14 protein-coding genes are annotated in these 12,879 nt (G+C 67.3%); all 14 read right to left on the reverse strand.

Features of this window, described 5'->3' with window-relative positions:
- Positions 1-133: 133 nt before the first annotated feature.
- Positions 134-1,126 (reverse strand): AraC family transcriptional regulator, encoded by a 993-nt coding sequence (locus ABZ796_RS11090; protein WP_357336899.1) that lies wholly within the window; start codon positions 1,124-1,126, stop codon positions 134-136.
- 81 nt (positions 1,127-1,207) lie between these two features.
- A complete protein-coding gene (locus ABZ796_RS11095) occupies positions 1,208-2,545 on the reverse strand; it encodes an MFS transporter (protein WP_357336900.1) in 1,338 nt (445 codons plus the stop codon).
- 101 nt (positions 2,546-2,646) lie between these two features.
- Positions 2,647-3,159 carry a flavin reductase family protein gene (locus tag ABZ796_RS11100; RefSeq protein ID WP_357336901.1) on the reverse strand — a complete coding sequence of 171 codons (513 nt, stop codon included), beginning with the start codon at positions 3,157-3,159 and terminating at the stop codon, positions 2,647-2,649.
- 14 nt (positions 3,160-3,173) lie between these two features.
- The gene (locus tag ABZ796_RS11105) at positions 3,174-3,530 is read right to left on the reverse strand and encodes a cupin domain-containing protein (protein WP_357336902.1); all 357 of its coding nucleotides are present in this window, start codon (positions 3,528-3,530) and stop codon (positions 3,174-3,176) included.
- Positions 3,527-5,002 carry a 4-hydroxyphenylacetate 3-hydroxylase N-terminal domain-containing protein gene (locus tag ABZ796_RS11110; RefSeq protein WP_357336903.1) on the reverse strand — a complete coding sequence of 492 codons (1,476 nt, stop codon included), beginning with the start codon at positions 5,000-5,002 and terminating at the stop codon, positions 3,527-3,529. The genes ABZ796_RS11105 and ABZ796_RS11110 overlap by 4 nt, the downstream gene beginning before the upstream one ends.
- Positions 5,002-5,682: a DUF2848 family protein gene (locus ABZ796_RS11115; RefSeq protein ID WP_357336904.1), complete on the reverse strand. Its 681-nt coding sequence runs from the start codon at positions 5,680-5,682 to the stop codon at positions 5,002-5,004. The genes ABZ796_RS11110 and ABZ796_RS11115 overlap by 1 nt, the downstream gene beginning before the upstream one ends.
- A complete protein-coding gene (locus tag ABZ796_RS11120) occupies positions 5,679-6,494 on the reverse strand; it encodes a carbon-nitrogen family hydrolase (RefSeq protein WP_357336905.1) in 816 nt (271 codons plus the stop codon). The genes ABZ796_RS11115 and ABZ796_RS11120 overlap by 4 nt, the downstream gene beginning before the upstream one ends.
- Before the next feature lie 81 nt (positions 6,495-6,575).
- A complete protein-coding gene (locus tag ABZ796_RS11125; protein WP_357336907.1) occupies positions 6,576-7,556 on the reverse strand; it encodes an AraC family transcriptional regulator in 981 nt (326 codons plus the stop codon).
- Between the two features lie 1,110 nt (positions 7,557-8,666).
- Positions 8,667-9,434 carry a helix-turn-helix transcriptional regulator gene (locus ABZ796_RS11130; protein ID WP_357337042.1) on the reverse strand — a complete coding sequence of 256 codons (768 nt, stop codon included), beginning with the start codon at positions 9,432-9,434 and terminating at the stop codon, positions 8,667-8,669.
- Positions 9,392-9,655, reverse strand: coding sequence for a hypothetical protein (locus tag ABZ796_RS11135; protein ID WP_357337043.1), 264 nt, complete (start codon positions 9,653-9,655; stop codon positions 9,392-9,394). Before ABZ796_RS11135 ends, ABZ796_RS11130 begins: the two co-directional genes overlap by 43 nt.
- Positions 9,656-9,948: 293 nt before the next feature.
- Positions 9,949-10,743, reverse strand: a complete 795-nt coding sequence (locus ABZ796_RS11140) for a fumarylacetoacetate hydrolase family protein (protein WP_357336909.1) — start codon at positions 10,741-10,743, stop codon at positions 9,949-9,951.
- Positions 10,743-11,231, reverse strand: coding sequence for a flavin reductase family protein (locus tag ABZ796_RS11145; RefSeq protein WP_357336910.1), 489 nt, complete (start codon positions 11,229-11,231; stop codon positions 10,743-10,745). The genes ABZ796_RS11140 and ABZ796_RS11145 overlap by 1 nt, the downstream gene beginning before the upstream one ends.
- Before the next feature lie 34 nt (positions 11,232-11,265).
- Positions 11,266-12,111 (reverse strand): alpha/beta hydrolase, encoded by an 846-nt coding sequence (locus tag ABZ796_RS11150; RefSeq protein ID WP_357336912.1) that lies wholly within the window; start codon positions 12,109-12,111, stop codon positions 11,266-11,268.
- On the reverse strand, positions 12,111-12,872 hold the full coding sequence (locus ABZ796_RS11155) for a dienelactone hydrolase family protein (RefSeq protein WP_357336913.1): 762 nt from the start codon (positions 12,870-12,872) through the stop codon (positions 12,111-12,113). The genes ABZ796_RS11150 and ABZ796_RS11155 overlap by 1 nt, the downstream gene beginning before the upstream one ends.
- Between the last annotated feature and the right edge of the window lie 7 nt (positions 12,873-12,879).

Below are 12,879 nucleotides of genomic sequence, written 5' to 3' on the forward strand. Positions count from 1 at the left end.
GTTCTGGAATCCAGACCGGCTGACCGCTCGTCCGGTTCAATCGAGTCTCGTCCACCAGGGGGCTCCCGCCAATCGCCGATGCGAACACTGGTGAGCACGGACGCGAACGGCCACCTTGCAGGCGACGTCGGCCCTACCGGCGGGCGCCTCGCAGCACGGCCGATGGCGACTCCCCAAACCTCTGCTTGAACCTCGCGGCGAAGTCCCCGAGGTGCAGAAATCCGCACGCCACGGACACCGCAGTCACGGTCGTCTCGGCCTCGTCAGCCATGGAGAGCTGATGGTGGGCGCGTTCTAGACGCTGATTGCGGAGCCATTCACCGGGCGACATTCCGACCTCGCGGCGGAACCCGAGCTGCAGGCTCCGAAGCGTCACCCCACAATGCCGAGCAACGTCCGAGAGCGAGAGCGGTTGCGCGAGGTTCACGAGCATGTATTCCATCGCACGAGACACACGTTCGGCGGAGGGGCTCTTCGCGACGCCCTCGAGTCTCCTGCTCAGGTTGCTCGGGTACCCCAGCAGAAGGGCATCGACGATCAGGGTCTCGGCTTGGATCACCAGGCGCATGCGCTGTGTGACGTGCGGATCGGCCGCGAGCCGGGCGGCCGCGTCGATCACCCCCACGAGCCCGGGGCTGATCTGGGCGGTCGTGAGATCAAAGTGCACGGGGGTCGCCTCTCGAGCCCCGATCAGCGCCGCGGCCGCGATCTCGACACGCCGACGGTCCAAGCGCATCAGGACCTGGTCGAAGTCGCGGCCGATCTCCAGCGTGAACGGCCGGTAGGGACTGACAACCGACATGGCTCCGGGCCCGAGCACAGCGGTCGCCCGTCCGTAGTCGAAACGCGCACGTCCCGCGACCGGCAGCGCAACGATGAATTCGTCCTGCTCCGGGGCGATCCCCGAGATGGTGACGTCAGCGCCGTAGCGCAGCCGGCACAAACCGACTGCGCTCGGCAGATGATCCAGCCGCGCGGAGAGATCGGCTCCTCGACCGCGTACGCGCAGCACATGAGGACGTAGCGCTGTCGCGCAGGCGTCGACCACCTCGTCAACCTCGTCTGCGGCACGGAGGAGCGGAGTGCCGTGGCACCGAACGACTTCAGCGATCTCATCGATGGACACGTTGCACCCCCTCCCCCAGAGTAGATCTGGCCAGAACGACTTGTTGATCAGCGATGCCGGCCGCAGAGCCGCCGAGATCGCTCAGTCTTGTCCGACGGTGGCCAGGTCCGTCTCCCGCGTCTCCTTCGCGATCAGCGAGGCGACGAGGGAGACCGCGCCCATGGCTGCGAGGTACGCCGCGATCGCATAGCCCGTCCCGAACTTCTGGTAGAGCGCGATCGCGATGATCGGAGCGAGCGAGCCCGCGAGGACCGAGGCCAGGTTGTAGGCCAACGAGACGCCGGAGTAGCGCACCTCGGTCGGGAACAACTCGGAGAAGAAGGCGCCGATCACCGCGCTGAAGGCGGCGAAGATCAGCAGACCTCCCACCACGGCCACCACGATCAGCGCCGTGTTCTTCGTGTCCAGCAGGCCGAAGAAGACGAAGGACCACACGATCGTCGCCACCGATGCGGCGAGATAGATCGGCCGTCGCCCGATTCGATCGGCGAGCACGGCGATCAAGGGGATCGCTACGACCGCGACGCCCTGGCCGATCAGTACCGCCGTCAGCGCCACCGACTGGTCGAGGTGGATCATCTTGGTGACGTAGGTGATCACGAACAGGGAGTAGATGTAGAACCCTGCGTTCTCACCGAAGCGGGTTGCCGCGGCCAGCAGCACCATCCGCCAGTGCTTGCGGACCACGACGCCCGCGGGTAGACCCTTGGGCTGGGCATCGGCCTTCTTCTGTGCCTGCTCGAAGAGCGGGGTTTCTGCGACGTAGAGACGCAGCCAGAGACCGATGAGGACGAGGAGCGCCGAGAGGCCGAAGGCGATCCGCCAGCCCCATGACAGGAAGTCGGCCTCGGACAGCGTGCTGTTGAGGGCAAGGAGCACTCCTGCCGCGGCGAGGTTTCCGAGCGGTGGGCCGATGTTGGGCCAGGAGGCGTAGAACGCCCTCCGCTTCTCGTCGCCGTGCTCGGAGACGAGAAGTACGGCGCCGCCCCACTCGCCGCCCAGTGCGAAGCCCTGCACGAGGCGAAGGGTCACGAGCAGGATCGGCGCGCCGATCCCGATCGTCGCGTAGCTCGGCAGGAAGGCGATCAGGAAGGTGGATCCGCCCATCAGCAGCAGGCTCGCGATCAGCGTGGCGCGCCGCCCGTGCCGGTCGCCGAAGTGCCCGAGGACGATGGCGCCGATCGGACGCGCCAGGAAGCCCACTGCGTACGTCGCGAAGGCGAGGATCGTGCCGACGAGGGGGTCGGAGGCAGGGAAGAACAGGGTGTTGAAGACGAGCGCCGAGGCGGTGCCGTAGAGGAAGAAGTCGTACCACTCGACGGCGGTGCCGGCGAGGCTCGAGCCGGCGACGACCGGCAGGCTGGTGTGTGATGTTCGCCGAGACTGCTTGCTAGGTTGATCGAGGGTTGTTCTGGACATGGGTCTCTCCTGAAGGTGCGTGTCCGGTGACCTCGCCTCGGGGGCTGTTGCCGCAGCCGCCGGGGCATTTCTCGTTCAGGTCTGGTTCGGGCCGGGGTGGCCTAGAAGAACCAGTGCTCGGGCTCGTGCCCGTGTGCGGTGACGTCCGCGAAGCGTCCGCCGTGGAACCCGAGAGCGTCCCCCTCACGGGAGCAGACATCCTTGACTGCCCCGAAGACGACCGTGTGGTCGCCCGCCTCGACCACCTGCTCGACGTCACAGTCGAGGTGCGCCAACGCACCGGGCACGACGGGCACGCGGTGGCCGTCGTACTCCAGGCCGAGGCCGGCGAAGTGGTCCTCGCCGCGCTGGGCGAAGCGCATCGCGATCGGCTGCTGGCGCGCGGAAAGGATGTTGACCGCGAACCGCCCGGCGGACGTGACCGCATCCCCGCTGCGAGCCCCGTGATTGAAGCAGACCAGCAGCAGGGGCGGCTCGAGCGAGACCGAGGTCAGCGAGTTCACGGTCATGCCGTGCGGGACGCCCTCGTGTTCTGTGGTGATGACGGCGACACCGGTGGCGAAGCGGCCCATGGTCTGCCGCATCGTCATCGGGTCGACCAGGGATGCGGTCATCGTCCCCATCTCCCTCAGTCCTCGGCCCGGGCGTGGTAGCGGACCTCATAGGTGGTCACACCCTCGTCGGTGCGCCACGGGCCGTGCGGCATGCCCGGCGGCCGGCAGGCGAACTCGCCGGCCACGAAGGTCCGGTCCAGGGAGAGGTCGTGGAACGACCCTTCGATGATGTAGACCTCCTCCCAGAACTCGTGCTTCTGCACGCCCAGCTCTGTCGAGTCGGCGCCCGGCTCGTAACGCAGGATCCGGGTGGCTACGCCGCCCTTCGGGTCGGAGGCGAGGATCCGTTCCTTGATCAGGGGGTTGTCTCCCGGGCACAGGGTGTAGTCGATGTCGGTGATCGGGGTGAACTCGATCTCGGGCTTGCTCATGCGGTGACCTCCTCGGTGATTGCGGCGAGCTCGGTGACGCCGTACGACGCCAGGAACTCCTCGACGGACCCGATCGGCCCGTCGTAGTCGAAGTTGCGGAACGCGTAGCCCTTCACGACGAAGGGGGCTCCGGAGTAGAAGAGCTCGTACTGCTGGTGACGGCCGGCGAACTCGCTGCCGATCGCATCCCAGGCCAGCTTGAACAGCTTGACCCGGTCGATCGAGGACATGCCGGGGCTGCTGACATAGCGCTCCATGTCGTCCCGGGTGGCCTCCTCGACGAGCTCGTGGACGCTGGAGGGCACCTGCAGGACTCCACCCCCGACGAGGTCTCGCAGGATGCCGATGACGCGCGGGTGGATCTCGGCCTGGAGACCCATGGCACCGTAGAGCGCCTGGGCACCGGGACGGATCACGCCCTGCGCATCGATCGTGGCGGTGAACTGGGCGGAGTTGACACCGGACTCGACGACCGAGACCAGGCTGGCCAGCTCACCGAGCTTCTCGACCACGCCGGGGAACTTGTCCACGCCGTTGACCGCGGCGACCTTGCGAGCGATGCCGGCGAGGAACCTCAGCTTGGTGGCGAACCGGATCTGGGCCTGGAAGTTGCCCAGGACGTGGGCTGCAGTCTCGAAGAACTGCTTGCGGAGGCCGGCGACATCCTTGTAGACGAAGACGTCCTTCCACGGAATGAACACGTCGTCGAAGACGAGCAGTGCATCGGTCTCGTCGAAGCGGGAGCTCAGCGGGTAGTCGTACTCGCTCGTCGCGCCAGGTGCGTACGGGCGACGGCAGTAGAGACTGAGGCCGTCGGCGTTGACCGGGACCGTGAAACTGACCGCGAAGTCGGCGTCCTCGGCCTGGAGCGGCTTGATGCAGGACACCAGGATCTCGTCGGCGACCGCACCTCCGGTGGCCAGCATCTGGGCCCCGCGGACGACGATGCCGTCCTCGCGCTCCTCCTTGACGCCGACCTGGATGAAGTCGCCCTCCCAGGCGTGCGCGGTCGTGGCGCGTGAGACCTGCGGCGGGATGATCGCGTACGACACGTACAGGTCGTTCTCGACGATGCGTCGGTGGAACGCGAGCACGTTGTCGGCCAGACCACGCTCGGTCGCGAACGCCTCGGGGTAGGCCGAGAACGCGGCCACGAACGCACCGACATGGTCGGGAGAGCGTCCCACCCAACCGTGGGTGTGGTTGGCCCAGACCTGGGCGGCGTCGCGCCACGACTGCAGGTCATCCGCGCTGCGGGGCGCGAGGAAGAGACGGTTGACCGGGCGATCGCTCGCCTCGTCGTGGACCTGCATCTCGTTGGCGGGGTCGGCAGCGAGGTCGAGCAGATCGCCGATGGTGCTGGCGATAGGCGCGAAGGCCGGGTCGCTGGCGATGTGCTCGACAGGCTTGCCATCGACGATGACACGGCGGCCGTCGTCAAGGGAGGCGAGGTAATCGGTGCTGGTACGCATCAGTTGCTCCTGACAGAGACGGTGTAGGTGAGTTCGATCGGTGCGTGGCCGGGGACTTCGAGCTGCATGCGCCAGTCGCGGCCGTAGCGGAAGGTGCCGTCGATCAGCGGGCGAGTGCCGCCGAAGAGGACCAGGGCCACGTCGGCGCTGCCACCGATCTGGTCCCACTCGGCCAGGACCTGGGTGATCGGGAGCATCGAGGCGAGGGTGCCCTCCTGATAGAGGTCGCCGTCGACCCAGCTGCGGACGACGATGGCGTCCCAGTCGACAAGGGCCGGCGGGTCGCCGAGCTCGATGAGGGTGGAGGCGATCGGCTTCGGGCAGGCGGCCTTCGAAAGCTGGATGCCGACTGTCTCCATCTTTCGATCGGTGTGGTCCGACCCGATCGTCAGGTAGTAGGTGCCGTTGGCCCGGATGAGCACCGGCTCGACCTCGCCGGAGGTCTCGGCGCCGCTGACCTCGATGCGCTCGGCGGTGGTCAGCCTGTCGACTTCGAGGGGGTAGAAGGCGGGGATCGTGTCCGGCTCCGGCACGCCGATCGCGGCGAGTTCGTCGATGTGATGGCGAACCGCCTCCTGGTCGCGGCCGGTGTAACCGGCGACGACGAGGTGGGTCGGCTCGATCTCGACATCGGCACCGTCCGTGGTGCCGAGCCGGAGACGTGTCGCAGTGGTGCTCATGCGTACTCCTTCATCGTGGTGAGGGCGGCCGGCCAACGGCGGTCGGCCAGGGCGGGAAACTCGGCGCGGACCCGGCTCGGCAGACCGGGATCGAGATCGGCGTACGTGAAGCCCTCGTCGGTGCCTGCCTCGACCAGCACGTCGCCGGTGGGCGCCACCACACGGCTGTGACCACCGAGAGCGACACCCTGCTGGTCGCCGACCGCGTTGCACGCGATCAGGTTGACCTGCTGCTCGACGGCGCGCACCGAGGTGAACAGACGCCAGTGCTCGAGGCGAGCAGCAGGCCAGGCGGCGCAGACGACCACCTGCTCCGCTCCTTCGTCGACCAGGCTCCGGAAGAGCTCGGGGAAGCGCAGGTCGTAGCACGTCGTGATACCCGTGGCAGGACCTGCAACCGGTCCGACGCCGAGGTCGTCACCCGGCGTCAACAGCTCGGACTCGCGAGAGCCGTAGCCGAACAGATGGACCTTGCGGTAGCGGGTGACGACTGCGCCGTCAGGGGCGACGACCACGGAGGTGTTGTGCAGCCGGCCCTCGGCGTCGGCCTCCACGAAGCTGCCGAGGTGCACGAACAACCGCAGCGCGGCCGCCCAGCTACGAGCTGCGGAGAGCGTCGGGCCCTCGAAGGGCTCGGCACGCTCGGCGTACTGCTCGAAGGAGAAGTAGCCGGCCGTCCACATCTCCGGCAGGACCAGCAGATCGACGTCGCGCAAGGCGCGTTCGGAGCGAACCGTGCGGTCGACACGGGCAAGTCGGTCCTCGACCGATTCATGGTCCGGACTGGCGAGCTGGAGGAGCGATATCTGCATGCCCCAACGATCATGTGACCGGGGGCACACCCGATATCGGAAAGACGCTGTCGCGCACTCGGAAATGCGCGAAGAGGTTGGTCAGCGACGCTCGGCGAGGACCGTGGAGGGAGTGACTCCGTAGCGGCGGCGGAATGCATTGCTGAACTCGCCGAGGTGGAAGAAGCCGCAGCTGTAGGCGACGTCGGTCACCGACAGTCCGGGCGCACCGCCGGCCAGCAGAGCGTGGGCGCGCTCGATCCGCTGGGAACGCAGCCACTGCAGCGGGGTCGTCCCGAGCTCACGCCGGAAGCCGGCCTGCAGGCTCCGTACGCTCGTTCCGCACGCCTCCGCCACCGCCGTGACAGTCAGGGGCTCACCAATGCGGTCGAGCATGAAGTCCATCGCCCGCCGCACGCGTGGCGACACCGGCTGAGCATCGTCTGGATCGACGGACGTCCGATTGTTCGGCTGCGCGAGCAGCAGCGTCTCGATGATCACCTGCTCGAGCTGCCACAACAGATGAGGACGATGCTCGACCGCGGCCGAGTCGACGAGGCTGACGGCCGACTCCAGCAAGCCGTCGAGGCTGATGACGCCCTCGGCCAGGGCGACGTCGAAGTGGACCGGACCCACCTCACCGGTAATGCCGGCCGCCACCGACTCGACCCGGCCCCGGTCAAGGCGCACGATCACCTGGTCCCAGGCTGCGTCGAACGCGAACTCGAACTCGCGGTGCGGGCCGATGATGACGCCGCGGCCAGGTGTCGCCAGCACCTCCGTATCTCCGTATCGGAACATCCCTGCGCCCGCGACAGGGAGGGTCAGGAGATAGTCGTCGAGCACTCCGTCCCCGGAGCTCACCGTGACCTCCGCTCCGTAGCGCAGCCGGTTGACCGAGGCATCACGCAGCTGGACGTGGGTCAGGGTCGTGGCGAGCTGCGCTCGGGCTTGGCGTACCGCAAGGGAGTGCGGGCGCAGCGCGCCGGTGCACACGTCGATGATCTGGTCGGCGTCCTCGGTGTCCGACAGCACGGCACGACCGCGATTTGCCGCGAGGCGCGCCAAGGTGAGAACTCCCATGACACCTCGGCAATCTGAAGAGACGGAATCGAGTCGACGCTCGAATTCCACCGATCATGGCTCGCCGGTCCGACGGCGTCAACGACGCGTCCGGTCAAGAACGTGCACCCAACCTCTCCGCCACGCCCCGCTCGCACGAAATCTCCGACCCTGGGACGAGCAACAGACGCCAGCACCCTGTCGCTCCAGTCGCTCCCTCCTACAGAGTTCCACGAGCGTTCAGCACATGACTACCGGCAGGAGGGCCAACGATCTTCTGTTCACCACCGATACCGGGGCAACCCTGCACGGGAGTGCTCAGAAGTGTCCGGAAGGACCCGGGGGCAGATGACGAGCAGACCAGCAAATGACGAGCAAGAAACCCGGCCCCAACAGCCTCGTTGTGGCTGTTCAGAACCGGGTTTCAGGTGGTGGAGCTGAGGGGATTCGAACCCCTGGCCTTCTCGTGTCGCCGGGACCTCTCGGCCTCAACGCAGGATCGCACGTTCCGTCTCGGAAGATCTAGACTTGACCTGCACCGATGCCCACATCGATTCGTAATTCGCCTCTGACTCTAGCGCGACGTCTCGGCGCATTTCGAGTCTCAAAGTGCGGAGTTTCCGCGGAGCACGCTGATCCGTTCGCCAAGCTTCAGGTACGCCGACGACGCCGCATTACTGAAAAGCCCGGGCACGAACTTCAGAGCCAGCAGCCACGGAAGCGCAGCGTTTGCTCCTTGTTCTCCTGCTCCTACCCCTGCCACCGCTATGGAAGCGTCGCGACGAACCTCTCAGTCGCCGTCGGCATCCCGTCTCCGCGATGACGGCCTGTCGTTGGGACAGGCCTGTCACCCGCGAGGTCGGGCTGTTGTGTGCCAAGGACGAGCGATTCCCGGAGAACTCCGCTGAGGCGTGTGCGTCCTACACTGAGGAGGTCGCTAAGGAGATCCGCCCGGCCTGATGGGTACGGGTCGGTCTGAAGTGGTAGCCCTCTACGCATTTGCGGAGGTACCCGACCCGCGTGCGGTCGCCCACGGCCATCGCCAGCGTCCGCGCGCTGCCGGTGACGATGAGACAGACTGGCCGAGAAGCCGCTGCGGCAGATAGCACTGCACGTTGGGCGATTGCCCGCTCAGCGCTGCAAGGAGACCGACGGCAATTCCCCGTACCGATCCTCGTAGAGTGACGCGAACCGCCCGGCGTGGCTGAAGCCCCAGCGGGCGGCGATGCCGAGCACAGTCTCGTACTCGGGGGAGCTTGCGAGAAGGTCAGCACGGGCGCGGGCCAAGCGCACTTGGCGGGCGAAGCGGACGGGCGAGACCCCGACGTGCTTCTCGAAGGCCTTCTCGACGGCGCGGATGCTGAGGTGGGCGATGCGGGCGGCGTCAGCGGCGGAGAGCACCTGCATCGGATCGTGCTCGACGGCATCGAGGACGAGGCGTACGGCCCCGGGGACGGCAGTCATGGCCTGGCGGGCGCTCAGGAGGTCAGAGTAGCTGTGCTCGCAGCCCAGCAACAGCGCGGACGTGAGCAGCTGCCCGGTGCGGTCAGCGATCAGGGGGTGCAACTGAGCCATGCCGCTGAGACCGCCGGTCGCGCTGCGCAGGGTTTGCAGGATCCGCGCGAACTCCCCGCCACGGTCGTTGCATAGGTCTAGGGAGCCTCCGAAGTCGATCGGGTCGGTGACAGGACGCCCGAGCAGAGCACTGAGTTCGTCCTCAAGGGAGGCGCGATCGATGCGCACACACATCACCGATGCGCCGGTGGTCCAGTGACTGAAGCTCCAGCTGTGGTCGGGGTGGAGGATCGTGGCCGTCGTTGCTGAGGCCACCATGCTGCGTTCGCCGGAACTGGTGTTCACCGGGCCGTCGGGGCTGTAGCAGAGAGTGTAAAACGTGATGGCGGGGGCACGTCGATGCGAACTTCGGAGCCGAAGCGGTTGAACCCGACCATGAGTTCCTGGGAGTGGGCGGTCTGAAGGCTGAACGAGAATGGGCCACCACCCTTCGCGGTCAAGGAGTGTGGGGCATAGACCGTGCTCAGAATGTTCGTGGCCTCGTCGGGATCCTCTGTCCTCCAGAGTGTCCCTGGCGCAATGACCCCGGTAGCTGGCTGGCTCATACCGCGCCCCCTTGGCACCTATGTCTCTGAAACAGCCCGCGCGAGATGGGCATCCCATCTCATCACGGACCATGGCTTACCCGCGCTCGTCAAACGGCTTGTCCCACTGACCGGGATCACGGATCCTCGCAGGCCGCGTCAGGGGGCGGCAACGTCGTAGGCGGCGGCCTTCACCTGCGTGGCACACGTTCGTGGACGGTATCGGGTGGCCGGTTCAGGCCATGCTGATCGCCTGCCCGGCAGCGGGTCGGTCAGCGTGGGGTCTTGCTCGTCTCTTCGATCCCCGTTGCCACCTATTCCTCGACCCGTACGGAGACCCCGCCGAGGCCGGTGACCTCGACGTCGTAGGTCACGCCCGGTGTCATCACGACCGCCGGCGTGGCCGCACCGGCGAGAACGACCGCCGACGCCGGCAGTGGGTGCCCGTGTTCGGCCGCGAGACGTTGTACGGCGACGAGCGTGGCCAGGGGGTCGCCCAGGATAGCGGCCGTGTTGCCCTCGGCGATCACCTCCCCGTTGGCGCGGAGCGAGACAGGCAAGCTGCTGATCCGGTGGCGCACCTCGTCGATCGGCACCCACGTCCCGACGGCGAACCGTGCGGCGGAGGTGTTGTCGGCCACGACGTCCTCGAGGCTGAACCGGAAGTCGCGATAGCGGGAATCGATCACCTCCACCGCCGCGGCGACGTGGGTGACATGATCGAGAAGTGAGACACGCGGATCGGCGAGGTCCACCTCCGCCGCACCCGGTCCTAGGCGAAACGTAACCTCCGGCTCGATCCTTGGGTGGATGAGCTGACCACGGACGATTCGCGGCTGGCCCCCAAGGTCCATGGCGCCGGTCAGCACGCCCAAGATCACGTCATGGACACCCATCTGTCGAGCCTTCTCACGGCTGGTGAAGCCAAGCTTGAGGCCCACAACAGGGTCACCCTGATCTGCCCGCTGCGCCACACCGGCGAGCTGTACCGCATACGCCTCGGCCAGCGAGAGGTCTCCGGCCAGCGTCAGCTGCGCGATCGGATGCACCGTACGCTCCGCTTTCGCTAGTTCGGAAGCCAACGTGGTCGAGCGCTCTTCCACCGTCATCACCCAGCCAATCGACGGAACTGGCTGGCGTGGAACACCAGCGGCTGCAGCCCGTGGTTACTGCCGAGGTCGTGGACGCGGAGGATCACGATGTCGTGGTCACCAGCCACGACGTGCTGATGGACGCTCACGTCGAGCCAGGCGCTGGCGCCCTCGAGCAGCAGAGCACCGCCGGGAGTCTCACGCCACGCAAGGCCGGCGAAACGGTCGACGCCCTTGGCGGACAGCTGCCGGCCAGCCTGCTCCTGATCGCCCGATAGCACGCTTACGCCGATCCGCGTGGCGGAACGTAACCGCGGCCAGGTCGAGGAGGTGTGGGCTACGCACACCGAGACCAACGGTGGGTCCAGGGACACGGAGGTGAACGAGCTCGCCGCCAGGCCCTCGGGGGTGCCGTCCACGAGGGCGGCCAACACGGCCACGCCGGTGGGGTACATCCCGAACACCTTTCGTAGCCGTGCGCCATCGATCAGAGCGGTTTCAGTCATCTCTTTCCTTCCTTCTGTATGTCGGGCTCGCCACTCATGCCGGGTCACCGGCTGCGAGGAATCGGGACACGACCGAGGCGAGCGCGTCCGGCATCTCCAGCTGCACCTGGTGGCCGGCATGGGCGAAGACGTGCAGATCGCAGCGGGGTGCGTGCTCGGCGAGGAACAGGCTGGCGGCGTAGGGGATCACGGTGTCTCGTCGGCCGTGGACGGCGAGCACGTCGTGGTCGACGGCCGACAGGGCCGCCGCGTCGTGGACTGGCGCGGGTTCGCCGGGTGCCATGGCCGCGGCGAAGGAGCGGCGTACGTCCGGTCGAAGCGCAAGCGCCAGCCGGCGTCGCACGTGATCGTCAGACGGGGGCGCCGACCCGGCGGCGAGTTGCCCGGTGATCATCGCTCGCATCCGCTCTTCGGTGGGGTCGGCATAGAAGTCGGTCAGCTGGCTCGTGTCGGCAGGCACCGGCGTCCCGCCCGCCGCCACTAGGACGACCCGCCCGAACCGCTCGGGCTCGAGGCGCAACAACTCGAGCACGACCCGCGCGCCGTAGGAGTGGCCGAGTAGATGGGTCCGCTCGATCGCCAGCGCGTCGAGTAGCGCCCGCACGGCGTCGACGCGTGCCCGAAGCCACGGGCCGGCCCCGGAGCCTATGTCCTCGGGATGGCTGCTGTCAGCGAAGCCGAGCAGGTCAGGCACCAAGCAGCGGTGGGCGCTGAGCCTGCCCAGCAGCGGCTCGAAGGCACCCTGGCCGCTAGCGCCCGGTCCGGTCCCGTGTAGGAGCAGCAGCGGGTGGCCGTCATCGGTGCCTGCGGTGTCCATGTGCGTGACGTAGGCCCCGGTCGTCACCGTGCTGTTCTGGACCGGGGTCGTGAGCGTGCCCATTAGGCGTGCGAGGCTGGGGTGAGCGTACGGTCGAAGAGCTCCAGCGTCCGCTCCCACGACACCTTTGCGGCCCGCTCCTGGTAGGAGGGGTAGTTCGGGAACATGAAGCCGTGGTCGGCGCCCTCGAATATCTCGACGGCCGCCTTCACCGATGGCGAGGAGAGCTCGTCGCGCAGCGGCTGGTTGAGCTCGAGCGGCGAGATCACGTCCGCGTCGCCCAGTCCTACGAACAGCTCTGCCCCGATGCGATGGACGCTGCGGTGCGGGGAGTCGGGCTCGTCGGTGACGCACGCCGACGGGTGGAGCGCGGATCCGGCCGCGTATCCCTTGGGGTCCGAAGCCAGCAGCCGCAGCGTGAAACGCGCGCCCATGCAAAAGCCCATCGCTGCCTTGCGGCTCAGGTCCGCGGCGGCGTCGCCACCCACGGATTCGAGCACATGAACCGTGTCGGCGAGGACATTATCGTCCTCCAGCGACTCAACAGCCGTGATCAGTCGGTTGAACTCCGGCGACCCAGGACCCTTCGCCACGCCCTCCATGTCGAACGTGATGAACCGCCCGAGCCGGTGGTAGAGATCGGGCAGCACGGTGTAATAGCCCTGGTCGACCAGTGTGCGGGTGATGTCGTGGATGTCACCACGCACGCCTGGCCCGTCGTGGTAGACGATGACCACCGGGAACGGACCGTCGCCCTCGGGGTGGCGGATGACAACGGCCATCGGGCCGTCACTGGTCTCGATGACGTCTTCGCGTTCGATCATGGGAGTG

This window comes from Nocardioides sp. NPDC047086, from assembly GCF_040643685.1.
Taxonomy (GTDB): Bacteria; Actinomycetota; Actinomycetes; order Propionibacteriales; family Nocardioidaceae; genus Nocardioides.